Source organism: Streptomyces sp. NPDC047043 (assembly GCF_040644055.1).
In the GTDB taxonomy this organism is placed as follows: Bacteria; Actinomycetota; Actinomycetes; order Streptomycetales; family Streptomycetaceae; genus Streptomyces.
Window position 1 is genome coordinate 53,530 of sequence record NZ_JBEYVO010000041.1, and the last position, 26,304, is coordinate 79,833.

Here is a 26,304-nt window from a genome sequence, read left to right on the forward strand (position 1 = left end):
ATGCGGTTGACCGTCATCGGTACCGGATACCTCGGAGCCGTGCACGCCGCGTGCATGGCGGAGATCGGACACGATGTCCTCGGCGTCGACACGGACACGAGGAAGATCGAGGCGTTGGCGGCGGGCCGGGCACCCTTCTTCGAACCCGGTCTGCCGGAGATCCTCATCCGGAACACCCAGGCCGGACGGCTGCGGTTCACCACCTCGCTGGAGGAGGCCGCGGACTTCGCCGACGCCCACTTCGTGTGTGTCGGCACCCCGCAGCGCGCCGACTCCCTCGCTGCCGATCTGCGCCATGTGGAGGCGGTGGTGGACGGCCTGGCACCGCTGCTGACCCGGGACGCCCTGGTCGTCGGCAAGTCGACCGTTCCGGTCGGCACCACCCGGTCGCTCAGCCGCAGGATGACGGCACGACTGCGCCCCGGCGTCGACGCCGAGGTCGCCTGGAACCCGGAGTTCCTGCGCGAGGGGTTCGCGGTCCGGGACACGCTGTGCCCCGACCGTCTGGTCCTCGGGGTCACCTCGTCCCGGGCCGAGCAGCTGCTGCGCGAGGTGTACGCACCGCTGTTGCGCGTCGGCACTCCCTGCATCGGAACCGATCCCGCCACCGCGGAACTGGTGAAGGTCGCCGCCAACTCCTTCCTGGCCACGAAGATCTCCTTCATCAACGCCATGGCGGAGGTCTGTGACGCCGCGGGCGCCGACGTGGTCACCCTGGCCGACGCGCTCGGCCACGACGCGCGCATCGGGCGCCGCTTCCTGTCCGCCGGTCTCGGCTTCGGTGGGGGCTGCCTGCCCAAGGACATCCGCGCGTTCCTGGCCCGGGCCGAGGAACTGCAGGTGGGCGAGGCGGTGAGCTTCCTTCGCCAGATCGACCGGATCAACCAGCACCAGCGCTTCCGGACGGTCGACCTCGCTCGTCAGCTCGTGGGCGGCAGCCTCGACGGACGGCGGGTGGCCGTGCTCGGCGCCACCTTCAAACCCGACAGCGACGACGTGCGCGACTCACCGGCCCTGGCCGTCACCGCGGAGATCGTCGCTCAGGGCGCCGACGTCGTCGTCCACGACCCGGAAGGCCTCGACAACGCGCGAGAGGCGCTGCCCGGGCCCGCGTACTGCACCGACGTCGTCCAGGCGTGCCAGGACGCGGACGTGGTGCTGCACCTCACCGAATGGCGCCAGTACCGCACCCTCGACCCCCTCGAGCTGGCGGAGGTGGTCCGGGCACCACGGATGCTGGACGCCCGCAACGCCCTGGACCCGGCGGTCTGGCGGGCGGCCGGCTGGCACCTGCGCGCCCTGGGACGCCCCGCTCCCGTCCCGGCACCGGGCCACGGCGACGCGATCAGAGTGACGATCCCTCACGCCTTCGGAACGGCCTGCACTGCCCCCACGACGGGAGACCCCGTCAGCCGCGCCCCGAAGTAGTCCACCGGCCCCGGCTTCACACCCAGGGCGCGCAGGTCGACAGCGGCACCGGCCAGCGTGCCCACGCACTGGGACGCCAGGGCACCGCGTGTCGGCCCGACGCCGTACAAATTCGGGCCGGACGCGGGCAGCGCGACCTGGGCCAGGCAGGGATCGGCGTCGGTGCCGGTGGCCCGCGCACCCTGCGCCTCCTGGCCCGCCGACTGGCGCCAGGAGGCCAGGTCGGTGTACCAGCGTTCGCCCCACTGCAGGATCCAGCCGCCCTTGCTGTGGTAGTCGTTGCCTTGCATCAGCACGTCCGACGTGTTGAAGGCGCCCTGGGCGGCCACCACGGGAGCGCCGTCCGTGACGAACACGTTGTTGCGGACGGTGACGGAACCGAGGTTGGGCTGGAGCCGGAGTGCCGGTGCGCGGACGGAGCCGTTCGCCGTGATCAGCACCGTGTTCTGGTAGATGGACAGATGGGTGACCCGTGATCCCTCCGCCACGATGCCGCCGTAGTCCTGGATCTTGCGGCCGTTGTTGTGGCTGACGTTGTACCGGATCGTGTTGTCGGTGTGGACCGAGTTCCAGATGGCGGAGTACGCCAGGAAGCCCGCCCCGTCGTTTCCGTAGGCCAGGTTGTACTGCATCAGCGAGTGGGACACGTTGTTGTCCAGGCCGAAGCCGCCGCCGTCCACCTGCGAACCGGAGTGATTGGCGTAGGAGATGTTCCGCTGGAACGTCATCCGCGTCGAGTCGTACGTCCAGATACCCTCGGGGCCCTCCATGGCGGTCGCCGAGGACGACATCCCGTTGTCCCGGGCGACGGACTGCTGCACGATGCCGTGGCGGACGCTGCCGAGCACGATGCCGCTTCCCGTGTTGCGGCCGGACGCCTCGGGGTCCCCGACGTTCTGGTACGCACTAACCTTCGACACCGTCACGTCCTCGTGGGCGTACTCGGGCGCGTCCGCGTCGAACGCGGGGCCGTCGGTCACGAGACCCGCGTCCTGGTTGGTGTGCAGCGAGCAGTCGTAGATCTGCACGTTGCGGAAGCCGGACGCCTGGGAGCCGCCGTGCAGCCGGATGCCGTTGCGGAACCCCGTCACCTCGACACCCGAGACCCGGATGTACGGCAGCTTGCGGTGCCCCGGCAGATCGCTCACGAAGGCGATGCCGTCCTCGTCCCGGTAGGCCGCGCCGTCGCCGACGACGATCAGGTTGCGGATGACGACCCCGCTCGTGTTGTGCACCTCGATGCCGCGCGTGCCGGCGGCCGCGATCGTCGCCCGCCCGCTTCCGTAGGACTCGATCACGACGGGCTTGTGGTCGTTGCCCGCGTCTCCCTGACCGATGCTCAGTGTCCCCGGGAAGCGCGCGCCGCCCTGCAGCCGCAACCGGTCGGCGGGCTTGAACCGCAGGGCATCGGCGTGCCTGAGCGTGCGCCAGGCCGTCTCGGGGGTCCGGCCGTCGGCTCTGTCGTTGCCCTGCGGGCTGACGTAGAAGTCCCGTCCGCCTTGTGCATTCGTCCGCAGGGGCACATGCGGCGCGGGCAGGCTGCATCCGGCCAGCAGCACCACCATCGCGCACAGGCCCACCGCGGCGCGTCGGCGCGGCAGCGCGCCGACGGCCGCGGTTTCGCCCCCGTGCTCCCGCCGAGGCGAGCCGGGGACTTCGGTGCATTCGATCCGCTGGCGCAATCTCGCTCCTGTCTCGATGGCTGTACGGCCCCGGGTTCATGGAGACCGTGTCGCCTCACCTTGACGTGCGGGCTCGGGACTGGCGGGCCAGCACGCGGAGTTCGCCCCAAGACATGCCTGATCGGACTCGTGCCCGCGGCCGCGAACGGGGTCGAACCCACTGCGTGGGTTTGCGGCATGATGGTGATCATGACAACGCCGTCGTCCCACTCCTTCCAGCCCGTCCTGGAGCGCATCGCAGAAGAGATCGAACACACCCCCGGCCGCGGCCGCCCCGCCGACTACATCCCGGCGCTCGCGGCCTGCGACCCGCGTCGCTTCGGCATGGCGGTCGCGGAGCCGGACGGCACGGTCTACGGGGTGGGGGACTGGCGGCAGCCGTTCTCCACGCAGTCCATCACCAAGGTCTTCACCCTCGCCCTCGACCTGGCCCGCGAGGGCGACGAACTCTGGGAGCACGTGGGCCGCGAGCCCTCCGGCAACCCCTTCAATTCCCTGGTCCAGCTGGAGTACGAGAACGGCATCCCGCGCAACCCGTTCATCAACGCCGGCGCCCTCGTCGTCACCGACCGCCTGCAGACCCGTAGCGGAGACGCAGCCGGCGAACTGCTGACCTTCCTGCGCACCGAGAGCGGCAACCCCACGCTGGACTTCGACAAGGACGTCGCCGCCTCCGAGGCCGGACACGGCGACCGCAACGCCGCGCTCGCCCACTTCATGGCGTCCTACGGCAACATCGAAAACCCCGTCCCGGCCCTGCTCGACCAGTACTTCCGCCAGTGCTCCATCACCGCCTCCTGCGCCGACCTGGCCCTGGCCACCGGCTTCCTGGCCCGCCACGGCATCCGCGCCGACGGCAGCCGGCTGCTCACCCGCAGCCAGGCCAAGCAGGTCAACGCGGTGATGCTGACCTGCGGAACGTACGACGCGGCGGGCGAGTTCGCCTACCGGGTCGGCCTGCCGGGCAAGAGCGGTGTCGGCGGCGGCATCATCGCGGTCGTCCCCGGCCGCTGCACGCTGTGCGTGTGGAGCCCCGGGCTCGACGAGCGCGGCAACTCGGTGGCGGGAGTCGCCGCGCTGGACCGCTTCACGACCCTGACCGGGGTGTCGGTGTTCTGAGCGGGCGGGCTCAGCCCAGGAACTCCGTCAGCAGCGGCAGCAGCAGCGAGGTGCGCCGCATCAGATCGACGTGCGTGGTGGACGGCAGGACCGCCAGCGCAGCCCGGGGGATCAGCCGCTGCATCTCCGCCGCGTGCTCCACACGCACGAAGTCGGTGTCGCCGATGACCAGCAGCGTGGGCGCCTGCAGCCCGCGCAGGTCGTCGTCCGTCCACGGCAGCGGGGAGTGCGCCGCGGCCGCGACCTTGGCGAGGAAGTCCTGGAAGTGCTCGGGGTGCGGGGCGACGGCCGCGTACGCGTCCGCCATCTCCTGGAAGTCGGCCTGACTGGGAAGCCGAGGGGAGGAGGAGCCAGGGGTGCTGATCTCCTCGTGGTAGCCGCCCTGTTGGTACTGCGTGGCGGCGAGCACCAGCCGTCCGACGCGCTCGGGATGCCGTACGGCGACCTCGAGCGCGGTCAGCCCGCCGAGGCTGAAGCCGATGAAGTCGGCCTGCTCGATGCCCAGTTCGTCGAGCAGCGCCACGACGTCCGAGGCGAGGTTCGGCACCGTCAGATCGCGGTCGGTGTCCGCCGTGTGGCCGTGCCCCTGCAGTTCGGGTGCGACGACGCGGCGATCCGCGGCCAGCGTGGGCAGTACGGCGGCGAAGGACAGGCCGACGGTCTGCACACCGCCGTGCAGCAGCACCAGCGGACGCCGGCTGTCGTCGCCGGCACCGTGGACCTCGTAGTACATCTCCAGGCCGTTGACCTTGGCATGGGCGGAGCTGTGCGGCACGGTCATCACGTCCGTTCTGCGAGAGTCGCAAACGAGTGTCGGGTACCAGGCAGACCCTCCGCACCCGGAGAACTCATCGGTCGGACACCCGAGATCACACGCCGGTCACACGCAGGCCCCCGTCCGGAGGGCGGCGCGTCAAGTTCCGGCCACCCGGCGTTGACACGCTTCCCGAGTGTTGGCCATGGCTTTTCCCGTCGATCTCCGCCGCTGCCAGGTCCTGGGCCTGGCCGGCACCGCCTTCCTCGCCCTGGGCGGTGAGACCTCCGGCGCGCTGCCCGTACGAGACCTGCTGGCCCCCGCCAACATCCACGCGGCGCTGGGCCTGGTCGGCGTCTACTTCGGCGTCGTCCTGCTGATAGCCGCCTGGCTGCTGCTCGGGCGGCTCGTCCGCAGCACCGAACCGCCCACCCCGCGCGACCTGCTGCTCGTCCTCGCCGTCTGGGCCGCGCCGCTGCTGCTCGCCCCGCCTCTGTTCAGCCGGGACGTCTACAGCTACCTCGCGCAGGGCGCCATGGTCGACGCCCATATGGACGTGTACGCGCACGGGCCCTCCCAGCTCGGCGGCCCGCTCGCCGACGAGGTGGCCCCGCTGTGGCGGCACACCGGAGCGCCGTACGGCCCCGTCTTCCTCGCCGTCGCCTCCGCACTGTCCGGCCTGACCCGCGGCGAACTGCCCGCCGGCCTGGTCGGGATGCGGCTGGTCGCGCTGCTCGGCGTGGCGCTGATGGCGGCCGCGTTGCCCCGGCTCGCCCGCCACAGCGGCGCCGATCCGGCCGCCGCGCTCTGGCTCGGCGCCCTCAACCCGCTCGTCCTGCTGCACCTGGTCGCCGGCGCCCACAACGACGCCATCATGCTCGGCCTGCTCGGCGTCGGCCTGGTCGCGGCACTCGGCCGCTGGCCGGTGCTGGGCGCCGTGCTGGTCACGCTCGCCGCCCTGGTCAAGGCACCTGCCGTGCTGGGGCTCGCGGCGGTCGTGGTGCTCCAGGTGCGCGCCGGGCGCCGGCCTGCCAAGGCCGTGGTGACCACCGTCGTGGCCGCCGCGGCCACCACCGTTGCCGCGACCGCCGTCGCCGGCACCGGATACGGCTGGATAGGCGCCCTCGACACGCCCGTCTCCCCGCACAACTGGGCCCTCAGCAGCCTCCTCGGCCGGGCCACCGGCGCCCTGCTGGAACGCCTCGGCAGCGACCTGGCACCCCTGGCCCTCCCGGTCTGGCACGTGCTCGGCCTCGCGGTCACCGCCGTCGTGGTGGCGGCCATATGGTGGCGGCTGCGCCCGCGCCCGGTCTACGCGCTGGGCCTCAGCCTCGCCACGGTGGCCGCCTTCGGCCCGGCGATCCGCCCCTGGTACGCCCTGTGGGGGCTGTTCCTCATCGCCGCCGCGGCGCCCACCGCATCGGTACGGCACCGGGTGGCGGCCGTGACGGGAGTGCTCGCGCTCGCCACCCTGCCGAGCGGCGGCCCGGTGGACAGCGGGCAGCTGATGCTGGCCGTCTCCGGCGGCGTGCTCGCCGTGGTCGTGCTGTGGCAGGCCCACCAGGCGGCCCAGGCACCCGCCCTGGAGCGCACGGCATGACCCCGCCCCGCACCGACCGCGGCCGCCTCCTCCTGGTCCTCGCCCTCGCCGCCGCCGTCACCGTCTTCACCGCGACCGTGCCGCTGCTGCGCGACTGGTTCGACCTGCGCGTCTACTACGGGGCCGTCAACACCTGGGTCCACGACGGCGGACGGATCTACGACTACCGGGTGCCGGGCACGACGTACGGCTTCACCTACCCGCCGTTCGCGGCCGTCTGCATGCTGCCCATGGCGCTGCTGGGCCTGCACACGGCGATCGCCTGCGCGCTGCTGCTCAACCTGGCCGCCCTGGCGGTGGTCGTGCACATCCTGACCAAGGGGGCGTGGCGGCGCTACGGCTGGTACGGCTGTGCCCTGGGCGCCTGCGTCCTCGCCCTGTTCGAGCCGCTGCGCGACACCTTCAGCTTCGGCCAGGTCAACCTCCTGCTGCTGGCCCTCGTCCTGACCGACGCCTGGCTGCTGCGGTCCGGACGGGACCGCTGGGCGGGCGTCGGCATCGGCCTGGCGGCCGCGATCAAGCTCACTCCCGCGGTCTTCATCGGCCTGCTCCTGCTCGCCCGACGGTGGCGCGCGGCCGCCACGGCCACGGCCGTCACCGGCGCGGCCACCGCGCTCGCGGCCTGGGTGGCGCCCGACGCCTCCCGCTTCTACTGGACCCGGGCCCTGTGGGACACCAACCGGGTGGGCCGCCTCGACTACGTCTCCAACCAGTCCCTGCAGGGCATCCTGGCCCGCCTCGGCGAGCCGGACCGCACGATGTGGGCGGCGGCGGTCCTGCTGGTCCTGGCCGTCTGGGCGTACCGGACGCACCGCGCACTCACCCTGGGCGACTGGCCGGCCGCGTTCGCCCTCACCGGCCTGGCCGCCTGCCTGGTCAGCCCGATCACCTGGGTGCACCACCTGGTGTGGCTGTTGCCGTCCTTCGCCGTACTGATCCGCGCCGGACACCCGCGCATCGCGAGCGCCCTGTACGCCGTGCTGTGCACCAGCGTGGTGTGGCTGTGGTTCCACGACGCCTCCGGCATCGACGGATTCCTCGGCAGCAACATCTACGCCTGGATCACCCTCGGCCTGCTGCTGTGGCTGCCCACCGGTCAACTCTCCACCGGACGCACGCCCTTGCCCCGCAACACCAGCGCCACGGCGCCCGCACCGAGCGCCGCGGCAGCGGAGATGACCCCCGCCTCCGGCCAGCCCGTGCCCCGCTCCGGCGCGACGGCCGCGGCCACCGGGTGGGGCCCCGGGCGCGGCCCGGGCCGCAGGGCGTCCAGCGAGCCGACGGGCGCGACACGTCCCGCGGCCCCGAACCCCCAGTCGAGCAACTGACGGGCCTCCTCGTACACCGTGAACCCGCCGCCCGCCTGGGGATTCATCACCGTGACGACGAGCGTGCGCCCGTCCCGGCGGGCCGCGGCGACGAGTGTGTTGCCCGCTTTGCTGGTGTAGCCGTTCTTGACACCGATCAGCCCCCGGTACGGCTCCACGCCGTCCGCCCCGGTCAGCAGCCGGTTGGTGTTCACGATCTCGTACGACCCGCTGCCACCGCCCGGGAACCAGGCCCAGGCCGTGCCGCAGTACCGCGCGAACTCCGCGTTGCGCAGCCCCGCCCGGCCGAACACCGCCAGGTCGTACGCGGACGACACCTGGCCCGGTGTGTCGTAGCCGTCGGGCGAGCGCACATGCGTGTCGAGGGCGCCGAGCGAGCGGGCCTTGGCCTGCATCCGCGCGGCCGTCGCACGCCAGCCGCCGTTCAGCGAGGCCAGGACGTGCACGGCGTCGTTCCCGGAGTTGAGGAAGACACCGCGCCACAGGTCGGCGACCCGGTAGGTGTGCCCCTCGGCGACGCCGACCAGGCTGCTGCCCGGCCCGATGCCCGCCAGCTCCTTCTCCCGCACCGTGTGGCGGATGCCCGCGGGCAGGACAGGCAGCACGGTGAGCGCGAAGAGGGTCTTGAGCGTGCTCGCGGGCGGCAGCTTGCGGTGCGCGTCGTGCGCGGCGAGCACGTCTCCGGAGCGGGCGTCGGCCACCAGCCAGGACAGGGCGGAGACGTCGGGAAGGAGGGGGGCGTCGCCGCGGGAGTGGAGCTGCGTGCCCGGGTGGTAGAGCAGCGAGGGATGTGGCGTTGCTGCCGGCCGCTGGGCGGGCGTGGGCCCCGGGTCGCCGCCGGAGGCCAGGGCCGAGGGGGTGAAGGCCAGCAGGCCGGCCACGCAGAGGGCGCAGGTGGAGAGGGCAGCTCGGGACGTAATTCCGATCATCATATGATCAACGTAGAAACGGACCGGTCGAACGCGGTGGTGCCAGGGCCGAGCGGGGCGCGTGAGCACTCGGATGCCCTATTACTGCTCCGCGGGCACCGTTCCCCGGATCCGCCGCAGGAACGTCGCGTTGTCGGGGGTGTCCCGCATCCGCTCCAGCAGGGTCTCCAGGCTCGCCTGGCCGTCCCGGGTCTGCAGGGCGCGTCGCAGGCCGCGTACGGCGGTCAACTCGGCCGGGGTCAGGAGGAGTTCCTCGCGGCGGGTGCCGGACGGGTTGATGTCGACGGCCGGGAAGACGCGCCGGGAGGCGAGCTCACGGTTCAGGCGCAGTTCCATGTTGCCCGTGCTCTTGAGCTCTTCGAAGAAGTAGTCGTCGGCGCGGGAGCCGGTCTCCACCAGCGCGGTGGCCAGGATCGTGAGCGAGCCGCCCTCCTCGGCCAGCCGGGCGGCGCCGAAGAACCGCTTCGGGCCGAGCAGCGCGGTCGCGTCCACGCCGCCGGACAGGGTGCGGCCACCGGCGGCGGCCGCGTTGTTGTGCGCCCGGCACAGCCGGGTCAGCGAGTCGAGCAGGATCACGACGTCCTCGCCCGCCTCGACGAGCCGCTTGGCCCGTTCGACGACGAGTTCGGCGAGCGCGATGTGCTGCTTGGCCGCCCGGTCGAACGTGGAGGCGTACACCTCGCCGCGCACGGAGCGCCGCATGTCGGTGACCTCCTCGGGGCGTTCGTCGAGCAGCAGCACCATCAGGCGGCACTCGGGGTGGTTGCCGGCGACGGCGGCCGCGATCTGCTGCAGCAGCACGGTCTTGCCGGTCTTGGGCGGTGCCACGATCAGCCCGCGCTGGCCCTTGCCGACGGGCGCGATCAGGTCGGCGACGCGCCCGGTCAGCCCGGCCGCCGGGTGCTCGAGGCGGAGCCGGTCGCGCGGGTGCAGCGGAGTCAGGTCACGGAAGTGGCGGCGGCCGCGCAGTTCTTCGGGGCTGCGCCCGTTGACCCGTACGACCTCGGTCAGGGCGCGCCGACCGTCGCGTACGCCTTCGACGAGGTCGCCCTTGCGCAGGCCGTGGCGGCGGATCAGCGCGGGGGAGACGGGCAGGTCGGACGGCGAGGCCAGCAGGCTTTCGCCGCGCAGGTGCCCCTTCCCGCCCGCGTCGATGTCGAGGACACCGGTGGCGATCTGGGTCGTGGGCTCCTGCTTGACAGGGGGGTGTTCGAGAGTGGTGGTCATGGTGATGGGTCCTTTCGAGGACGGATGGCATGTGACATGCGGAAGGAAGGGGTGGGAGCCGCGAGAGGAAGGCGGACATGGGCCTTCGGCGGCGGGGAACAGCACCTCGGGGTACGGCACAGCGGTGCCGGTCACGAGGCGGTGCTGGAAAGCCGGTGCACCGGCCGGGAAACGGCGGGCGATGCGGCGAACTGAAATGGGACTCGCACCGGCGCCCTCAAGGGGGCGTACACAAGTGCTAGCAGGACCGTACCACAAGGGCTACGGCGTCAAACCCGTCAGCGAGTGGCGAGCAGGCCGTACAGGAGCGGGATCCGTGGCTTCGGCAGTCGCCACCAGCCGGACTCGGCGCGGACCATCTGCGGCCAGCGTGGCCAGGGCAGTTCGTCACTCTCCCGCAGGCTGGAGATGGTCAGTCCTGCCCCGGTCAACGCATTGACGACCTCGCTTATTCCGTGCATCCACTCGTAACTGTCCGTGGCGCCCTCGACGGCCGGGCCGTCGGTGTACGTGTGCGTCGCGTCCCGGTGCACGGGGCCGTCGCCGGCCAAGTAGTCGTGGCGCAGCAGGAGTTCGGGGCCTTCGCCCGGGCCGGGCTTCGGGCCGAGGGAGTTGAGCAGGGGGTGGAACTCGACGAGGTACAACCGGCCACCGGGGCGCAGGAGTCGGGAGACGACGGACGCCCAGCGGTCCAGGTCCGGCAGGTAGCAGAGGGCGCCCTTGCCGGTGTACACGATGTCGAACTGCCGCCCCTGAAGGGCCTGTTCGGCGTCGTACACATTGGCCTGTACGTAGTCGACGTCCAGGCCCGCCTCGGCCGCGATGTCTCGTGCGGCGGACACCGAAGCCTCGGAGAAGTCGAGGCCCGTGGCCCGGGCGCCGCGCCGGGCGAAGCCGATGGTCTCGGTGCCGAGGTGGCACTGCAGGTGGAGCACGTCGCGGCCGGTCAGCTCGCCGAGGTCGTCCCACTCGAAGGAGGCGAACCAGCGGGCCGGGTCGAGGTCCTGGTCCAGGCCGTAGAACCGGCTGGCGAGGTGGACGGGGGTGCGGGCGTCCCAGTTGGCCTGGTTGGCCCGCATCAGCCGTGCGTGCTCGTCGGTGGTCATGAAGACATCCAACCGTGGACGGGCTCCGTATGCCTTCCGTATGGCGGGAAGAACTCCGGACCGGTCACGGTTGGCGTGGGACGGGTGGCCGACGACAGGAAGGGCACGTCATGCGCGCACTGATCGTGGACTCCGAAGCACCCGGGCGGCTGCGGCCGGGGGAGGCCCCCGACCCGCGGCCCGGTCCCGGCCAGGTCCTCGTCGAGGTCCGGCACACCTCGCTGAACGCGGCCGAGCTGTGGTTCGCGCAGCAGGCGAAACCCGGTGAGGTGATCGGCTTCGACGCGGCAGGCGTCGTCGTGGCCGCCGCGGCGGCCGGCACCGGGCCGGCGGTGGGTAGCCCGGTCGTGGGCTTCGCGGAGGGTGGCGGATTCGGCGCGCTGCGGGCGATGGACGTGGCCGATGTCGCCGTGGTCCCGGACGGTGTCGACCTGGGTGAGGCGGCCGCGCTGCCGGTGGCGGCGGGCACCGCGCTGCGGGCGCTCGACCAGGCGGGGGCGTTGCTCGGGCGGCGCGTGCTGGTGACCGGGGCGTCCGGCGGCGTGGGCGGGTTCGCGGTGCAGCTCGCGGCGCTCGGCGGGGCGTACGTCATCGGGGTGGCCGGGTCCGAGGACGGGCTGCGGTGGGTCGCGGAACTCGGGGCGGACGAGACGGTGCGCGGGATCGATCAGGTCACGGAACCGGTCGACATCGTGCTCGACACGGTCGGGGGTGACCAACTCGCCGCCGCCTACGGCCTGTTGGCATCCGGCGGCAGCCTGCAGAGCATCGGCTGGGCCTCCGGGCGGGAGGCCGTGCTGCCCGTCGGCTCCACGCTGGGCAGCAGGGCGCCCAAGACGATCGTGTCGGTCTACAACGGCGGCGGACTCACCGACCGGCAGGCTCAGTTGGGGCGGCTGCTCGCGCTCGTCGCCGCCGGGAAGCTGCGCGTCCCGGTCGGCTGGCGCGGCCCCTGGGACAAGATCGCGGACGCGGTGGACGCGCTCAGCAGCCGCAGGCTGCGCGGCAAGGCGGTCCTCGACGTGGGGTGACGGCCCTGCCGGCGGACGGGCTGCGCCGTGCCTGCCGTCGGCCTTCGTCGTGCCTGCGGTCGGCCTGTGCCGTGCTCGCGGTTGACTTGCGTCGCCGTCGCCCACGGCTCGCCCGTGCGCCGTTCGGCGGCTTGCACCGCGGTTGCCGGCGGGCTCGCCCCGCGCTACCGGTCGCCTGCGCCGTGCGGGCGATGGGATGTGCCGTGCTCGCAGTGGGTTTGCAGCGTGCTCGCCGACGAGCCGCCCCGCGCTACCGGTAGGCCTGGGCCGGACGATGGCATGAGCCGTGCTCGCGGCCGCCTTCAGTGGGTTGCCCGGCGGCTGACCTGGTGCCGCCTTGCAGTGTGCACCGGGCTCGTCGGCCGCCCGCCCGGCGGTAGCCCGCGGTTCGCGCCGCCGTCCCTCGCGACTCCGGCCCGCATACCAGCCATACGAACCCCCGATGGCCCTTCGCTGACCTATTTCTTGTTCCGGCTCAACCCCATACCTACGCTGCCACCACCGCACTTCGGCGGGCACGGGACAAGGGACTTGGGCAATCATGGGTCGACTGGCCGGGAAAATCGCTTTCATCAGTGGAACGGGGGCCGGAATAGGCCGGGCCGCGGCACTGGTATTCGCTGCGGAAGGCGCCACCGTATTCGGCTGTGACATCGACGAGGACAGCGCCGCGGAAACCGTGGAACTCGTCGAGAAGGCCGGCGGAGTGATGCAGTCCCTCGCGCCCGTCGACCTGTCCACCGAGGCGGGCGCAAGGGAGTGGATCGACGCCGGAATCTCGGCCTTCGGCGGGATCGACATCCTCTACAACAACGCCTCCGCGCTGCGGAACGGTCCGTTCGAGACGATGCCGGCCGACGACTGGTACTTCACCATCAAGAACGAGCTGGACATCCCGTACTTCTGCACGCAGGCGGCCTGGCCGCACCTGATCGCGCGTGGCGGCGGGGCCGTCCTCAACGTCGCATCGGTGGCCGCCGTGCGGGGCGCGCCGTTCATGCCGATGGTGCCGCACGGCGCCGCCAAGGGCGGGGTGCTGGCGATGAGCATGCACCTGTGCGCGGCCGGCGCCCCGCACCGCATCCGCGTCAACACCATCGCCCCCGGCATGACCCGCACCTCGGCCACCGCCCCGTTCCTCGACGATCCGAACGGGCCGAAGGCCCAGCTGGAGGCGCGGATCCCGGTCGGGCGGGTCGGCGAGCCCGAGGACATCGCGCGCGCCGCGGCCTTCCTTTGCTCCGACGAGGCCGCGTTCGTCAACGGCGCCAATCTCATGGTCGACGGCGGCGACAGCGCGATGGCGGGCTGAGCGGCCGTGGACACCCGACTCGACCACGTGGGCGTCAACGTACGCGATCTCGAGGCACTGACCGGCTGGTACAAGGAGGCGTTCGGGCTGAAGCCGGTCTTCGAGTTCCGGCTCGAAGGGCCAGGGCTGAGCGCCGTCGTCCTGGAGCATCCGCACGGCTGGCGCATCGAACTGCTGGCCCGACCCGGCTCCGCGCCCGGCCTGCGCGCGCCGGACCCGCTGACCGCCGCCCTGACCGAGGGATACGGGCACTTCGCGGTCACCACCCCCGAACTCGACCCCGTCTACGAGGCCCTGGTGGCCCACGGAGCGGGCGAGGTCATGCCACCGGGAGCGTCCCCCGAGCCCGGTATACGCATGGCCTGGGTCACCGACCCCGAGGGAAATCTCATCGAACTCATAGAGAAAAACGCAGAGTGAGGGCACGCGCGATGACGGAATCGATTTCCTTGAAGAAACTCGACACAGGGACGCTCATAGCGTGCTGTCTCGCGGTGGCCGCGGCACAGCTGTGCATTACGGTGCCCTCGCCGATCAACGGCAATATTCAGGCCGCTTTCGGTGCCTCTGGTTCCCAGGTGGCCTGGGTGACCTCCGCCTTCATTCTCCCCACTGCCATTCTCGAGCTGAATTTCGGCGTGGTGGGCGACCTGTTCGGCCGTAAGCGTCTGCTGGTACTCGGCGGATTCATCCTCGCGCTCGGCGAACTCCTCAACGCCACCTCCCAGAACATCACCATGCTCTGGATCGGCCAGGCTCTCGCCGGTGTCGGCGCCGCCGCGCTCTTCCCCAGCTCCCTCGCGGTGATCGCGGCCGCCACCCCAGGGGAGAGGGACCGCGCGAAAGCGGTCTCGACCTGGGCGCTGAGCATCTCCCTCGCCTCCGCCGCCGGCCCGCTGTCCTCCGGTGTGCTGGCCACGGTCGCGGACTTCCGCTGGGCGTTCGTGCCGCCGGTCGTGCTCGGTCTGGCCGTGGGTGTCACCTGCTGGATCCTGGTCACCGACTCCAAGGCGCCCGAGGGCCGCTCGCTGGACTGGCCCGGTCAGATCTCGATCGCCGTCGGTCTGACCGCCCTGCTGTGGGGCATCATCGAGGGCGGCGAGCGCGGCTGGGGCAGCCCGGCCATCGTCGGCTCGCTCTCCCTGGCCGCCGTGGCCCTCATCGGCTTCTTCCTCGCCGAGAAGCGGTCCGCGTCCCCGATGTTCAACCTGGACCTGCTGAAGATCCCGTCGTTCGCCGCGGCGGCAGTCGTCGCGCTGGCCGGCATGTTCGGGTTCATCGGCACGGCCTACTGCGTCTCCATCCGGCTCGGCGCCGTGATGCACCTGAGCGCGCTCAGGGCCGGCATGCCGTTCGTGATCCTGCAGCTGATCCCGCTGCTGCTGGCGCCCGTGCTGAGCAAGATGCTCACCCGGGTGGAGCCACGCTGGCTGCTGATGGGCGGGCTGCTGCCCATGGCCGCGGGCCAGTTCTGGATCGCCGCGCTGCCCATCACGACCACCTCCCTGGCCGCCTTCATCGGTCCGGTGCTGCTGCTGGGTGTCGGCTTCATCTGCGTGGTCTCCTCGCTGACCTCCGCGGCCGTGAACGCCGTACCGATCAACATGACCGGCATGGCCAGCGGCGCCACCAGCCTGGTCCGCGAGTTCGGCCAGGCGCTCGGCCCGGCCGTGATCAGCACCGTCGCGATGAGTGCCGCCTCCGGGGTCCTGGTCGGCAAGCTCAGCGGCGCCGACGCCGGCATGGAGGCGGCCGCCGGACCGCTCGCCGTCGTCAACGCCGGCAGTGACAGCGCCCGGGCGGCCGCCCAGACCGCCCTCGGGCACGGCATGGCGGTGGGCGTGGTGATCTGCGGCTGCGCCTCCCTGCTCGGCGCGGTGGTCACTCTGCTGCTGGTCCGCAAGAACACCGCCCGCTCGGCGGTGGGCGTGGACGAGCCGAGCATCCAGGCGGCGTCGGCGTAAGGAGCGCGGAGGTCGGTGCAACGAGCACCGAGACAGAGGCCGGGGTCGCACACCCCGGCCTCTTCCTCGTGTTTCGGCACCCCGCGAGTGCTTCGCGGGTTCTGCGCGGTTCGGAGCCTCGCCACACGGTGTGCGATGCATCGTGGTGTGCGGAGGTGGGGCTGTGCGCAGGTTCGAGCCGGGTGAGACGGCTGTTCGCCGTGATGTGTTCCGTCGGCAGGTGTGGAGCGCGCACGCCTTGCGGGTCGTCGAGGACGGCGCCGAGGCGCTCGTGCTGGGCTGCCGGCCCGGCGCGGAGCTGCTGGCCGCGACGACGTGGATCGAGTGGCTCCTGACGGGCGACGAGGCCGCGAGGCTTCGGGCCCTGCCGAACCTGGCCCGTGGGCGCCGGCAGCTCGACCGCTGGTCGTGGCGGAGCACGGCCACGCTGCAGTGGGTGCAGCCGGGTGCGTGGTTCAGCGTGCACGCCTTCTACGACGTCGCCGACGACGACCAACTGGCCCACTGGTACGTCAACTTCCAGCAGCCCATGCGCCGCACGGCCCTCGGCTTCGACACCTTCGACCTTCTCCTGGACCTGGTGATCGCACCCGATCTCTCGCGGTGGAGTTGGAAGGACGAGGACGCATACGCCCACGGTCGCCGACTGGGCGTGGTGAGCGAGGCCGATCATCGGGCCGTCGACCAGGCCCGCGAGGAAGCGGTCGCCATGATCGAACAGCGGGGGCGGGCCGTTCGCCGCGGATGAGATCGGGCGGATCTGGCGCTCCCAGCCCGACTCGCCCGCGCCCCAACTGTCCGGTGACGTCGTGGACTTCGGCCTCTGATGCTCAGTTCAAGCTCGCCGCCCACTCCGTGAGCACGGCGAAATCATCGGGGCCCAGCCCGGCCCGGGGATCGACACGGTGCAGTAGCGCGGGCCCGTGGTGATGCGCCTGCACCCATGCCCGATCGGCATCGGTGATCTCGTCGTCGACCCAGGCGAACGCGCGGCCGTCCGCCCACGCGACGATCTCCGGCGTCTTCCAGAACACACCTCCTGCGGGCTCGGGCCGCGGCGAGGGCCAGGCGATGAAGGGCAGCTCGGGCAGGCCCAGGATCGGCGCGACGAAATCGTTGGCCTCCTCTTCCCACGTCGTCGCCCAGACCAGGTCGAAGGGCAGCGCGGCCAGTGCCGATCCGTGATCCGGATTGAGCCACACCCGAAGAGGCTTCACGGGCCTGGTCGGCGACCCCCACGCGACCAGCCGGCGCCGCTCGGCCGCCTCCCAACGAGGGGTCAGCAGACGGTGCGTTTCGTAGCCGTCGGGCCGCCGGTGCGGCTTCGCCGCATACGGATTCAGCGGTCCGTCGACATCCACCAACAGCGCTGGACGCACCAGCTCACCCCCCCGCAGTCCTACCGCGCACGGTACCGGCCGGCGAGGAGATCACCCAGTGAATTCCCTGGCAGGTGGCGGTCCTCAGGCGTTCCGGATCGCCTTCACGAGCCCGGCAACAAGGTTCGCCCGCTCAGCCATGGAGGCGATGACCAGGTACTCGTGGTCGGCGTGGGCACCGCCCCCGACCGCCCCCAGGCCATCGAGTGTCGGCACGCCGAGTGCGGCCGTGAAGTTGCCGTCGCTGCCGCCGCCCACCGCCCGGCCCTCGATCCAGGGAAGCAGCCGCTGTGCCGACGCGAAGAGCTCGGCCGAGGCCGACTCGGGCATCGGGGGCCGGCCGATGCCGCCCTCGACGGTGACCTTCGCCCCGGCCACATGCGGGGCCAGCGCGGCGAACGCGGACTCGATGCGCTCCTTCTCGGCGCCCGACTCGACGCGGACGTCGACGACGACTTTCGCCTCGGCGGGGACCACGTTGTCCAGGGTTCCTGCGGTCGCGACGGTCGGCGTGACCGTCGTACCGATGTCGGGGCGGCCGAGTGCCCGATGTGCAGTACCTGGTGCGACGCCTCGACCAGGGCGTTGATGCCGGCCTCGGGCTCCAGGCCCGCGTGCGAGGCCCGGCCCGTGACGGAGACCTCGAACGTGCCACAGCCCTTACGGCCGGTCTTCAGGCCCCCGCCGTCCGCGGCGCCCTCGCACACCAGCACCGCACCGCAGGCCAGGGCCCGTTCCTCGATGAGGGCGCGGGAGGCGCGGGAGCCGACCTCCTCGTCGGCGGTCACCAGAATCTCCACGCCCGACCGGTCCTCCAGCGTGGCCACGCCATGAATCGCCTGGACCAGCCCGCCCAGCATGTCGAAGACGCCGGGACCGGTCGCGTGCCGACCCTCGACCTTGAACGGACGGCGCTCGAGGGTGCCCAGCGGGAACACCGTGTCGTGATGGCCGAGGATCAGCACCTTGGGGTCGCTGCCGCCCGACCAGTGCACATGCGGCCCGACCTCGCTCGCGACGAGGACGGCCCGCCCGCCGAGCCGGTTCTCGATGACCGAGGCGACGGCTTTCGCCGAGGTCGTCAGGGCTTCGACATCACGCGAAGGCGACTCGACCTCGACGAGCATCCTGAGGTCCTCGATCATCGCGTCGATGCTGAGATCGCCGGGCATGTGCATGGTCACGGTGCAAGAGTACGGGGGTGTCGATTCGGGCCGCCGCCGTTCGTCGGTGGGGTGCAGGAAGCTCGTGACGACCGGGAGGAACCATGAAGTACATGCTGCTCGTCTGCGGCGACGACACGGCCGACGCCTCGGGCATGGCACCCGTCGAACCCTGGGTGGAGGAACTCGGCGACCGCAGCGTACGGCTGCACGGCCACCGGCTGGCCCTGCCCTCCGAGGCGGTCACCGTGCGGGTGCGCGACGGCGAGGTGCTGCGCACCGACGGGCCGTTCGCGGAGACCAAGGAGTACGTCGCCGGTTTCGACGTGCTGGAGTGCGACAGCCTGGAGGAGGCGGTCGAGGCGGCCGCCAAGCACCCGGTGGCCACCATCGGCGCCATGGAGGTACGGCCCTTCTGGCCGATGTGGGACGAGGAGGACGAGGAGACCTCGGTCCGCCGGCTCGACGCGGAACTCACCGAGGCGGCCCGCGAGCGCGACGTCGAGCGGATGCTGGCCTGCTATGCACCGGACGCCGAGATCTTCCACCCCGCCGACGGCGGGGAGCGGCACGGCCTCGATGCCCTCCGCAAGGCGGTGGAGGACGAGTTCGCGACCGTCACCGGGCCGGTGATCCGTGAGGTGCTGGAGTTCCGCATCCATGTCGATGAGAGCATCGCCTTCGCCCACGCGCTCGTCCGCACGCGTGCCACCCGCACGGACGGCACGTCTGTGGACGAGGTGCTGCGCGTGACCACCGGCTACCGCAACGCAGGCCTGCGCTGGCTGATCACCCACGAGCACGTCTCGCCCGCGCGGCCGGCGCAGGAACAGCCGTGAAGTACGTGCTGTTCGTGTGCGCTCCGGCGGACGAGGAGGAGCCCGCCGACGCACGGGTCACCGCGCGTCTGTGCCATCCCGCCGACGCCACCACCGTCCGCGTCGCGGGCGACGAAGTCCTGCTCGGCGACGGGCCGTTCGCCCGGACCGAGGAGTACATCGCGGGTGTTGACCTCGTGGAGGCCGACGACCTCGACGAGGCCATCGCCCTCGCCGCGAAGCACTCCGCCGCCCTCGGCGGCGGCACGGTCGAGGTGAGGCCGGTCCGCGAGTGAACGTGCGCGATGTCGAGGAGGCCGTCGCCGCCGCCTTCCGCGAGGAGTGGGGCCAGGTCGTCGCCACCCTGATCAGGGTGACCGGCGACTGGGACCTCGCCGAGGAGTGCGCGCAGGACGCCTTCGCCCAGGCCCTGGACCGGTGGCGGCGCGACGGGATTCCGCGCCGCCCCGGCGCCTGGCTGACCACGACCGCCCGCCACCGCGCTCTCGACGTGCTGCGCCGGGAGGCGGTGGGGGCGGCGAAGCTGCGGGAGGCGGCCGTGCTGGCGCGGGACGAGGGACCGTACGATCCGGAGTACGACGGCCACGACAGCGGCGTCGAGGACGACCGGCTGCGGCTGATCTTCACCTGCTGTCATCCCGCGCTGGCCATCGAGGCGCGGGTCGCGCTGACCCTGCGCACGCTCGCGGGACTGACCACACCGGAGATCGCCCGCGCCTTCCTCGTCCCCGAGGCGACCATGGCGCAGCGCCTGGTGCGCGCCAAGAAGAAGATCCGCAACGCCGGTATCCCGTACCGGGTGCCGCCCGCGCATCTCCTGCCCGAGCGCACCACGGGCGTGCTCGGCGTGGTGTACCTGCTGTTCAACGAGGGATACGCGGCCACGTCCGGCGGCGACCTGGTCCGCACCGACCTGTGCGCCGAGGCCGTCCGCCTCGCGCGCGTGCTGGCCCGCCTCATGCCCGACGAGCCCGAGACGCTCGGCCTGCTCGCGCTCCTGTTGCTGCACGACGCCCGCAGGCACACGCGCGTGGACGCGGCCGGCGAGCTGGTCACGTTGGAGGATCAGGACCGCACCGCCTGGGACCGCGCCGAGATCGACGAGGGCGCGGTGCTGCTGGAGACGGCGCTGCGGCGCGGCCGCCCGGGGCCGTACCAAATCCAGGCCGCGATCGCCGCCTGCCACACCACCGCCGCCACGGCCGAGGACACCGACTGGGCGGACATCGCCGCCCTGTACGGCGAATTGGCGCGCTTCGTGCCCTCCGCCGTGGTCCGCCTCAATCGCGCGGTGGCCGTCGGCATGTCCGAGGGACCCGACGCGGGCCTCGCCCTGGTCGCGGACCTCAAGGCGGAGGGCGAGCTGGCCGGCTACCACCTGCTGCCCGCCACCCGCGCCGACCTGCTGCGCCGCAGCGGACGTACGAGCGAGGCGGCCGAGGCGTACGAGCGGGCGCTGGAGCTGGTGGAGAACGACGCCGAGCGGAGGTTTCTGGAGAAGCGGCTCGCGGAGTGTCGATCCGCGTAGGAGCCGTTCGTCGGTGGGGTGAAAGCACCCACACGACACCGGAGGCTCCGATGACCGCTCACGCGCACACCCGCCCCACCTCCAGGCTCCGCCGGATCCTCGCCTCGGTTCTGCGTACACGCCCGACCCACGGCGCACCGGACGTCTGGCTGGCCGGTCTGCGCCTGGGAGGCTGACCGTGCCCGCCACCGACTCCCGCCGCTGGTACGCCCTCGCCCTGCTGTGCGTCGCCGGGTTCATGGTGATCCTCGACGCGCAGATCGTGCTCCTCGCCCTGCCGTCGATCGCGGGCGGTCTCCGGCTGTCCGCGGATGCCGCCCAGTGGGTGATGAGCGCCTATCTGCTGAGCTTCGGCGGTCTGCTGCTCCTCGGCGGCCGCACCGCCGACCTGCTGGGCCGCCGCCGCGTCTTCATGACCGGAACGCTGCTGTTCGGGCTGTCCTCGCTGCTGTGCGGGCTCGCCTGGACGGCCGGTGTGCTGGTCGCGGCACGCGCCGTTCAGGGCCTGTCGGCCGCGGTCATGGCACCGAGTGCGCTCTCGCTGCTGGTCAGCACGTTCGGGGAAGGGCACGAACGCAACAGGGCACTCGCCATCTGGTCCGGCAGCGGAGGCTTCGGTGCCACCGCCGCCCTGCTGATCGGCGGACCTCTGACCGATGTCCTCGGCTGGCAGTGGGTCTTCTTCCTCAACGTCCCCGTCGCCCTGCTCCTGCTGGCACTCAGCCCGCTGCTGCTGCGCGAGAGCCGCACCGACACCCGGGCGCGCTCCTTCGACCCGGCGGGCGCCCTCACCGCCACCGCCGCACTCGTGGCCTGCGTGTACGCGGTCGTCGAGGCGCCCGAGGCGGGCTGGCTGTCGGCGCGGACGACCGGGCTGCTCGCCGCCGCAGTCGTCCTCGCCGTCCTCTTCACCCGCATCGAGGCCCGTGCCACGGCACCCCTCGTCCCCCTGCGTCTGTTGCGCGCGCGGACGGTCAGCGGCGGCAATCTCGTCGTGTTCCTGCTCGGCGCGAGCGCCTTCGGGATGTCGTACACGCTGTCCCAGTACGGGCAGGGCGTCCTTGGCTACTCCCCGCTGCGGTTCGGTCTCGCCAACGTCGTGATGCCGGTCGGCGCCGTCGTCGGCTCCTACGCCGGACAGGCCCTGGTCACCCGCATCGGTGCCCGCCCGGTCGCCGTCGGCGGGCTCACGCTGGTCGGCGCGGGCAGCCTGCTGCTGGCCGGGGTGCCGGTGCACGGCGGCTTCGTCCGCGACCTGCTGCCCGGGCTGCTGCTCTTCGGACCGGGCCTCGGCGCCTGCGCGGTGGCCGGCTCCATCGCCGCCCTGACCGGCGTGGGGGAGCGGGAGGCAGGCGTGGCCTCCGGGATCAACACCGCGGCCTTCCAGATCGGCGGCGCGTTCGGGGTCGCCGTCGTCACGACCGTCGCGCTCTCCCATGCGGAAGGCCCTTCACCACTCGGCGCCCTGACCGAGGGCTACCGGGCCGCGTTCACGGCGTGCGTGGTGCTCGCGGCGACCGCGCTGGTCTGCGCGCTGGTCCTGCTGCGCCCTCGACGCCGATCGGGGCAGGCCCGCCCTGCCGAGGTCGTCACGAAACGTCGAGTGCGTTCGTGATCGCCTTCACCCCGCCGTGCGCCGCATACCCGCCGTCGACCGTGATCTCCGCGCCATTGACGTACGACGCCTCGTCGGACAGCAGATAGACGACCAGCGGCGCCACCTCGTCGACCGTGCCGCCCCGCCCCTGGGGCGTCATCGACACGTGCGCCTGCACGAACACCGGGTTCGCGGACGCCATCAGCGGCGTCTCGATGTAGCCCGGGTGGATCACGTTCGTACGGATGCCGCGCGGCGCCAGCTCCAGTGCCGCCACCCTCGACAGCCCCCGCAGCGCCCACTTGCTCGCCGTGTACGCCACCGCGTGATGGGCCGTGAGGCCCGCCACCGAACCGACATTGACGATGGCAGAGCCGGCCGGCATCAGCGGGGCCAGCGCCTGGATGCCGAGCAGGGCGCCCGTCGTGTTCACCGCGAACGCCCGGTTCCAGTCGGCGAGTTCGACCTCGCCCAGGCGGGCCCGCATCGGGATGCCCGCGTTGTTGACCAGCCCGTGCACCACCTCGAGGGAAGCGGCCAGCGCCGCCCAGTCCTCCGGCGACGACACGTCCAGGTGCCGGTAGGTCACGTCCAGGCCGTCGGCGCGCAGGGACGCGGCCAGCTTCTCGCCCGTCTCGTCCAAGACGTCGGTCGCGACCACCGTCGCGCCCTCCCGGGCGGCCGCCGTCACCTCCGCGGCTCCCTGGCCCTGCGCGGCCCCGGTGACGACGACGGTACGGCCCGTCAGACGCGTACGGCTCACGGCTCCTCCAAACTGCGTGCGGGATGTCTCCCGTCCACGCTAGGAAGCCGCGGACAGCTCCGGAAACGCGTGTTCGCCATGGCTGGCATCCACGGCCGCGATCTCCTCGGGCGCGTCCGAGCCCAACGGCACGTCCAGCGAGGCGCCCACCTTCCGCACGGTCTCGCGCAGCCACCGGTGGGCCGGGTCGGAGTGCCGGTTGTGGTGCCAGTACATGGCCTCCACCAGCGGTACGTCCGGGAACGGCGTCGGTACGGTCGTGCAGCGCGCGAAGCCCTCGTAGCGCCGGGCGAGCCGCTCGGGCACCAGGGCGACCATGTCGGTGCCGCTGAGCAGGAACGGCATCACGCTGAAGCCCGGCGTGCTGACCTGCACCCGCGGTGTGATGCCCAGGGTCTCCAGCTGGCGGTCGGCGGGCGTGAGCTTGCCGATGGCGCACGCGACGTGCGGCATCTCCGCCAGGTCGCGCAGGCCGAGGCGCCCGTCCACCAGGCGCGGGTTGTTCGGGTCGACCAGGCACACGAACCGGTCGTGCATCACGGCCTCGCTCACGCCCGGCAGCTGGTAGCCGAGGGGCACGATCATCAGGTCGTGGCAGCGCAGATGGGTCTCGTTCTCCAGCTGCCCTTCCACGATGGGGTGGAAGTCGATCCGCACCCCGGGCGCCTCCTCCGCGATGACCCGCAGCAGCGGCTCCACGAACACCGACATCACGTAGTCGGACATCACCACCGAGAAGCGTTGCCGGCTGCGCTGCGGGTCGAAGTGTCTGGTCAGCGACAGCGCCTCCTCGGCCTTGTGCAGCGAGGCCTGCACCACCGGCAGCAGCCGCTCCGCCAGCGGCGTCAGCTCGTACTCCCGGCCGACCCGCACCAACAACTCGTCGTTGAAGTGCCGGCGCAGCCGGGCCAGCGAGCCGCTCATCGCGGACTGGCTGGTGGACAGCCGGACGCCCGCGTGGGTGACGTTCTTCTCCTCCAGGAGGGCTTCCAGCGCCACCAGAAGATTCAGGTCGATAGCTCCGAGACCCATGGGTGTTCCTTCCGGCCGCGTCGTTGAAGCTCGGTGAAATCGGAGCGTAACGACGGGACAATCGCCGAGGAAGGGCTCCGGGGACAACTCACAGGGATCCGATAACAACCATCGGATCCCTGGATACGTGCAGGTCAGAACGGCGTGTCGCTACGGCCGCGGGGTCCGTCCGCGCTTGCGGGCCCGCGGCAGATACACGTCCGTACGGCCCGGAACCACCCGGTTGGACACGCTGCCCAGCCGCTCCACGGTCAGCGTCACCACGTCACCCGGAGTCAGCGGAGGCGGTGTGCGCTCCCCGAGCCGGCCCCAGAACTCCGCCAGCGCACCCCAGCCGCAGGTGCCCGAGCCGAGGATGTCGCCGGGCCGCACCCAGGCGTCCCGGGCGGCGTAGGCGATCATCTCCTCGAAGGTCCAGGACACGTTGGCGAGAGTGTCGCGGCCGATGAGCTCGCCGTTGAGGGTGACCGTCATCTCCAGGTCGAGGAAGCCGTCGGCGTCCCGCCGGTCCTCCACCTCGTCCGCGGTGACCAGGCAGGGGCCGAGGGTGTTGGCGAAGTCCTTGCCCTTGGAGAAGCCGAGCCCCAGGTTCTTCTCCGGCTTCTGCAGGTCGCGCGCCGACCAGTCGTTGAAGACCAGATAGCCGACGATGTGCTCGCGTGCCTGCCCGGGCGTGAGGTCCCGGCCGCTGCGGCCGATCACCGCCCCGACCTCGAGCTCGAAGTCGAGCACCGAGCAGCCCGCCGGGATCGGTACGTCGTCGTGGGCGCCGTAGGCCGCGTGCGGGTTGGTGAAGTAGAAGTTGGGTGCCCGGTACCACTCCTCGGGCACCTGCTCGAGCCCGTCCAGGGACTTCGAGACGCCCTCGATGTGCGCCTCGAAGCCGACGAAGTCCCGGATCGACGGCGGCTTCAGCGGCGGCAGCAGCCGCACCTGATCGACCGTCAAGTCGCTTGTCTCCTGCAGCGCTTCGACGCCGGCGGCGTACAGGACCTCCTGTTCGATGAGCGCAAGGACGGTGACCCCCTCGGGCAGCGGATGGATCACCCCGCCCCGTACCACCCCGGCGCGCTCCTCGCCCTCGTACTCGTATGTCGCGAAACGCATGCCTCAGTGCTCCCAGTGGTTGGTGTTGGTGACGGCTCCCGCGCTCAGATAGCCCGCGAACAGGCCCTTCGGATCGCGGGCGGCGCGGATCTCCTGCAGCCGCCGCCACTGCTCCTCGCCCATGAACCGCAGCTGCCGGACGGTGAAGTCGGAATCCCCGAGGTACTGCCCGGCGGTCACCGGCTGCATCGCCGCCATCGCCGCGTCCAGCCAGGCGCGCAGCTCGCCGTCGCGCTCGGGCTCGTCGTGGACGACATAGGTGGCGCAGTAGATCTCGGACTGCAACGAGAAGGCCATGTCCGGCAGTTGACGCAGCGGCGCCATGGAGAACCAGATGGTGAAGGTCTGCCGGGTCGGGTGCTCGGTGAACGCCTTGCGGATCGCCGGCACGACCGCCTCGGCCGGGCCGGTCAGCCAGGCGTTGTCGACGAGGTATCGGTGCCCCTCGGGGTTGGCGGTGCGCTGGTTGTCCAACTGGGCGGCCAGCGTGGTGGGTTGGGCCTCGACGCGGAACAGGGCCCGGTCCGCGTACGGGTTGGCGTGCAGCGGGGCCAGCGCCTGGGCGGCCTGCTCCGCGGTGTCGGTCATCGACACGCCCGTGACCAGCAGCACCGGCTCGTCGTGGTCGGGCGGCGTCTGCGTGAGCGCGACGATCTCCACCAGGTCCGAGACCGTGTGGTGCATGCCGTGCAGCCACGTCATGACCTCGTCGAAGAGGTCCAGGGGGTACGCGTGCACCGTGTGCCCCAGGTGCTTCGGCAGCGGGCGGGTGCGCAGATGGAAGCGGGTGACGACGCCGAAGAAGCCGGGGCCCGCGCCGCGCGCCGCCCAGAACAGATCGCTGTTCTGTGTCTCGTCCACGCGCACCAGCTCGCCCTCGGAGGTGACGAGGTCGATCGCGGCGATGTTCTCCGCCGCCCAGCCCCAGCCGCGCGCGTTCCAGCCCTGCCCGCCCTGGAGGAGGAAGCCGCCGATGCCGACGGACGGGCAGTGCCCGCCGTTGAAGAAGCGCCCGAACTCGCCGAGATACGGGTTGAGTTCGTCGCCGCCCTTGACGCTGGGCGTCGCCGTCACGATCCCGGTCGCCGCGTCGTACGTCATCTCGCGGAAGTCCCCGAGGTCGATCAGCAGCGCGTCCCGGCGCACCGACCAGGCGGCCCAGCTGTGCCCGCCGGAGCGGACGGCGACCTGCCAGCCGCGCTCCAGGGCGAGGCGTACGCCTTCGACGACGTCCTGCTCGGTGAGCGCCTTCAGGACAGCGGCCGGTGAACGGTCCGACGGGCGGCGGGCGTTGAAGACCCGGCCGAAGCAGGCCTCCTCGAAGTCCTCGTCACCGGGGAGGTGGAGGGTGCCGGAGAAACGGTTCTCACGCGGGGGTTCGGGGGTCGTCCCCCGATTGATGACAGTCAATTGGGG

At 71.9% G+C, this 26,304-nt stretch carries 23 protein-coding genes and 2 pseudogenes; 14 read left to right on the forward strand and 11 right to left on the reverse strand.

What is annotated here, in order from left to right; all coding sequences use genetic code 11:
- Entirely contained in the window at window positions 1-1,428 is a 1,428-nt protein-coding gene (locus tag ABZ880_RS45725; RefSeq protein ID WP_361276734.1) for a UDP-glucose/GDP-mannose dehydrogenase family protein, read from the forward strand.
- Here the strand turns inward: ABZ880_RS45725 and ABZ880_RS45730 are convergent.
- Window positions 1,362-3,110 carry a right-handed parallel beta-helix repeat-containing protein gene (locus tag ABZ880_RS45730; protein WP_361276736.1) on the reverse strand — a complete coding sequence of 583 codons (1,749 nt, stop codon included), beginning with the start codon at window positions 3,108-3,110 and terminating at the stop codon, window positions 1,362-1,364. The genes ABZ880_RS45725 and ABZ880_RS45730 overlap by 67 nt on opposite strands.
- A gap of 180 nt (window positions 3,111-3,290) precedes the next feature.
- Between ABZ880_RS45730 and ABZ880_RS45735 the strand changes: the two genes are divergently transcribed.
- Window positions 3,291-4,229, forward strand: a complete 939-nt coding sequence (locus ABZ880_RS45735) for a glutaminase (RefSeq protein ID WP_361276833.1) — start codon at window positions 3,291-3,293, stop codon at window positions 4,227-4,229.
- 10 nt (window positions 4,230-4,239) lie between these two features.
- Here ABZ880_RS45735 and ABZ880_RS45740 read toward each other — a convergent pair whose 3' ends face one another.
- On the reverse strand, window positions 4,240-5,010 hold the full coding sequence (locus ABZ880_RS45740) for an alpha/beta hydrolase (RefSeq protein WP_361276738.1): 771 nt from the start codon (window positions 5,008-5,010) through the stop codon (window positions 4,240-4,242).
- A gap of 178 nt (window positions 5,011-5,188) precedes the next feature.
- Between ABZ880_RS45740 and mptB the strand changes: the two genes are divergently transcribed.
- Both mptB and ABZ880_RS45750 read left to right on the forward strand, forming a co-directional pair.
- The gene (gene mptB, locus ABZ880_RS45745; RefSeq protein ID WP_361276740.1) at window positions 5,189-6,583 is read left to right on the forward strand and encodes a polyprenol phosphomannose-dependent alpha 1,6 mannosyltransferase MptB; all 1,395 of its coding nucleotides are present in this window, start codon (window positions 5,189-5,191) and stop codon (window positions 6,581-6,583) included.
- Window positions 6,580-7,911, forward strand: a complete 1,332-nt coding sequence (locus tag ABZ880_RS45750; RefSeq protein WP_361276742.1) for a glycosyltransferase 87 family protein — start codon at window positions 6,580-6,582, stop codon at window positions 7,909-7,911. Before mptB ends, ABZ880_RS45750 begins: the two co-directional genes overlap by 4 nt.
- Before the next feature lie 50 nt (window positions 7,912-7,961).
- On the opposite strand, the pseudogene ABZ880_RS45755 reads toward ABZ880_RS45750, so the two are convergent.
- From ABZ880_RS45755 to ABZ880_RS45765, 3 genes and pseudogenes are all read right to left on the reverse strand, one after another.
- Window positions 7,962-8,843 (reverse strand): annotated as a pseudogene (locus ABZ880_RS45755) (serine hydrolase); the annotation flags it as partial.
- 78 nt (window positions 8,844-8,921) lie between these two features.
- Entirely contained in the window at window positions 8,922-10,067 is a 1,146-nt protein-coding gene (gene rho, locus ABZ880_RS45760) for a transcription termination factor Rho (protein WP_361276744.1), read from the reverse strand.
- Window positions 10,068-10,345: 278 nt separating this feature from the next.
- The gene (locus ABZ880_RS45765) at window positions 10,346-11,173 is read right to left on the reverse strand and encodes a class I SAM-dependent methyltransferase (RefSeq protein WP_361276746.1); all 828 of its coding nucleotides are present in this window, start codon (window positions 11,171-11,173) and stop codon (window positions 10,346-10,348) included.
- Window positions 11,174-11,283: 110 nt separating this feature from the next.
- Between ABZ880_RS45765 and ABZ880_RS45770 the strand changes: the two genes are divergently transcribed.
- The 5 genes from ABZ880_RS45770 (at window position 11,284) to ABZ880_RS45790 (ending at window position 16,228) form a co-directional block, all read left to right on the forward strand.
- Window positions 11,284-12,204, forward strand: a complete 921-nt coding sequence (locus ABZ880_RS45770) for a zinc-binding dehydrogenase (protein ID WP_361276748.1) — start codon at window positions 11,284-11,286, stop codon at window positions 12,202-12,204.
- Between the two features lie 541 nt (window positions 12,205-12,745).
- Window positions 12,746-13,516: an SDR family NAD(P)-dependent oxidoreductase gene (locus ABZ880_RS45775; RefSeq protein ID WP_361276750.1), complete on the forward strand. Its 771-nt coding sequence runs from the start codon at window positions 12,746-12,748 to the stop codon at window positions 13,514-13,516.
- Between the two features lie 6 nt (window positions 13,517-13,522).
- Window positions 13,523-13,936, forward strand: a complete 414-nt coding sequence (locus ABZ880_RS45780; RefSeq protein WP_361276752.1) for a VOC family protein — start codon at window positions 13,523-13,525, stop codon at window positions 13,934-13,936.
- Between the two features lie 11 nt (window positions 13,937-13,947).
- Window positions 13,948-15,480 carry an MFS transporter gene (locus ABZ880_RS45785; protein ID WP_361276754.1) on the forward strand — a complete coding sequence of 511 codons (1,533 nt, stop codon included), beginning with the start codon at window positions 13,948-13,950 and terminating at the stop codon, window positions 15,478-15,480.
- A 163-nt stretch (window positions 15,481-15,643) separates the two neighbouring features.
- Window positions 15,644-16,228 carry a DUF402 domain-containing protein gene (locus tag ABZ880_RS45790; RefSeq protein WP_361276756.1) on the forward strand — a complete coding sequence of 195 codons (585 nt, stop codon included), beginning with the start codon at window positions 15,644-15,646 and terminating at the stop codon, window positions 16,226-16,228.
- A gap of 82 nt (window positions 16,229-16,310) precedes the next feature.
- Here the strand turns inward: ABZ880_RS45790 and ABZ880_RS45795 are convergent, their stop codons facing one another.
- Both ABZ880_RS45795 and ABZ880_RS45800 read right to left on the reverse strand, forming a co-directional pair.
- The gene (locus ABZ880_RS45795; protein ID WP_361276835.1) at window positions 16,311-16,862 is read right to left on the reverse strand and encodes a hypothetical protein; all 552 of its coding nucleotides are present in this window, start codon (window positions 16,860-16,862) and stop codon (window positions 16,311-16,313) included.
- A gap of 81 nt (window positions 16,863-16,943) precedes the next feature.
- Window positions 16,944-18,037 (reverse strand): annotated as a pseudogene (locus tag ABZ880_RS45800) (M20/M25/M40 family metallo-hydrolase).
- An 89-nt stretch (window positions 18,038-18,126) separates the two neighbouring features.
- Between ABZ880_RS45800 and ABZ880_RS45805 the strand changes: the two are divergent.
- Genes ABZ880_RS45805 through ABZ880_RS45825 form a run of 5 tightly spaced genes read left to right on the forward strand, consistent with a single transcriptional unit; the run spans window position 18,127 to window position 22,004 of the window.
- A complete protein-coding gene (locus ABZ880_RS45805; protein WP_361276759.1) occupies window positions 18,127-18,861 on the forward strand; it encodes an SgcJ/EcaC family oxidoreductase in 735 nt (244 codons plus the stop codon).
- Window positions 18,858-19,136, forward strand: a complete 279-nt coding sequence (locus ABZ880_RS45810; RefSeq protein ID WP_361276761.1) for a YciI family protein — start codon at window positions 18,858-18,860, stop codon at window positions 19,134-19,136. Before ABZ880_RS45805 ends, ABZ880_RS45810 begins: the two co-directional genes overlap by 4 nt.
- Entirely contained in the window at window positions 19,133-20,389 is a 1,257-nt protein-coding gene (locus tag ABZ880_RS45815; protein ID WP_361276763.1) for an RNA polymerase sigma factor, read from the forward strand. The genes ABZ880_RS45810 and ABZ880_RS45815 overlap by 4 nt, the downstream gene beginning before the upstream one ends.
- Window positions 20,390-20,439: 50 nt before the next feature.
- Window positions 20,440-20,565 (forward strand): hypothetical protein, encoded by a 126-nt coding sequence (locus ABZ880_RS45820; RefSeq protein ID WP_361276765.1) that lies wholly within the window; start codon window positions 20,440-20,442, stop codon window positions 20,563-20,565.
- 2 nt (window positions 20,566-20,567) lie between these two features.
- Window positions 20,568-22,004, forward strand: a complete 1,437-nt coding sequence (locus tag ABZ880_RS45825) for an MFS transporter (RefSeq protein ID WP_361276767.1) — start codon at window positions 20,568-20,570, stop codon at window positions 22,002-22,004.
- On the opposite strand, the gene ABZ880_RS45830 is transcribed toward ABZ880_RS45825, so the two are convergent.
- The 4 genes from ABZ880_RS45830 to ABZ880_RS45845 all read right to left on the reverse strand — a co-directional run bounded on the left by ABZ880_RS45830 (window position 21,979) and on the right by ABZ880_RS45845 (window position 26,298).
- Window positions 21,979-22,749 carry an SDR family oxidoreductase gene (locus ABZ880_RS45830; RefSeq protein ID WP_361276769.1) on the reverse strand — a complete coding sequence of 257 codons (771 nt, stop codon included), beginning with the start codon at window positions 22,747-22,749 and terminating at the stop codon, window positions 21,979-21,981. The two genes, ABZ880_RS45825 and ABZ880_RS45830, sit on opposite strands and share 26 nt — an antisense overlap.
- A gap of 39 nt (window positions 22,750-22,788) precedes the next feature.
- On the reverse strand, window positions 22,789-23,781 hold the full coding sequence (locus tag ABZ880_RS45835; RefSeq protein WP_361276771.1) for a LysR family transcriptional regulator: 993 nt from the start codon (window positions 23,779-23,781) through the stop codon (window positions 22,789-22,791).
- Between the two features lie 150 nt (window positions 23,782-23,931).
- On the reverse strand, window positions 23,932-24,888 hold the full coding sequence (locus ABZ880_RS45840; protein ID WP_361276773.1) for a fumarylacetoacetate hydrolase family protein: 957 nt from the start codon (window positions 24,886-24,888) through the stop codon (window positions 23,932-23,934).
- 3 nt (window positions 24,889-24,891) lie between these two features.
- Window positions 24,892-26,298, reverse strand: a complete 1,407-nt coding sequence (locus ABZ880_RS45845; RefSeq protein WP_361276775.1) for an FAD-binding oxidoreductase — start codon at window positions 26,296-26,298, stop codon at window positions 24,892-24,894.
- Between the last annotated feature and the right edge of the window lie 6 nt (window positions 26,299-26,304).

Excerpts from the sequence above, each read along its gene's own strand:
- ABZ880_RS45740 (WP_361276738.1), bottom strand. The coding sequence starts at position 5,010 with ATGACCGTGCCGCACAGCTCCGCCCATGCCAAGGTCAACGGCCTGGAG.
- mptB (WP_361276740.1), top strand. The coding sequence starts at position 5,189 with ATGGCTTTTCCCGTCGATCTCCGCCGCTGCCAGGTCCTGGGCCTGGCC.
- ABZ880_RS45785 (WP_361276754.1), top strand. The coding sequence starts at position 13,948 with ATGACGGAATCGATTTCCTTGAAGAAACTCGACACAGGGACGCTCATA.
- ABZ880_RS45725 (WP_361276734.1), top strand. The coding sequence starts at position 1 with ATGCGGTTGACCGTCATCGGTACCGGATACCTCGGAGCCGTGCACGCC.
- ABZ880_RS45835 (WP_361276771.1), bottom strand. The coding sequence starts at position 23,781 with ATGGGTCTCGGAGCTATCGACCTGAATCTTCTGGTGGCGCTGGAAGCC.
- rho (WP_361276744.1), bottom strand. The coding sequence starts at position 10,067 with ATGACCACCACTCTCGAACACCCCCCTGTCAAGCAGGAGCCCACGACC.
- ABZ880_RS45735 (WP_361276833.1), top strand. The coding sequence starts at position 3,291 with ATGGTGATCATGACAACGCCGTCGTCCCACTCCTTCCAGCCCGTCCTG.
- ABZ880_RS45770 (WP_361276748.1), top strand. The coding sequence starts at position 11,284 with ATGCGCGCACTGATCGTGGACTCCGAAGCACCCGGGCGGCTGCGGCCG.
- ABZ880_RS45775 (WP_361276750.1), top strand. The coding sequence starts at position 12,746 with ATGGGTCGACTGGCCGGGAAAATCGCTTTCATCAGTGGAACGGGGGCC.
- ABZ880_RS45750 (WP_361276742.1), top strand. The coding sequence starts at position 6,580 with ATGACCCCGCCCCGCACCGACCGCGGCCGCCTCCTCCTGGTCCTCGCC.
- ABZ880_RS45840 (WP_361276773.1), bottom strand. The coding sequence starts at position 24,888 with ATGCGTTTCGCGACATACGAGTACGAGGGCGAGGAGCGCGCCGGGGTG.
- ABZ880_RS45805 (WP_361276759.1), top strand. The coding sequence starts at position 18,127 with ATGAAGTACATGCTGCTCGTCTGCGGCGACGACACGGCCGACGCCTCG.
- ABZ880_RS45765 (WP_361276746.1), bottom strand. The coding sequence starts at position 11,173 with ATGACCACCGACGAGCACGCACGGCTGATGCGGGCCAACCAGGCCAAC.
- ABZ880_RS45820 (WP_361276765.1), top strand. The coding sequence starts at position 20,440 with ATGACCGCTCACGCGCACACCCGCCCCACCTCCAGGCTCCGCCGGATC.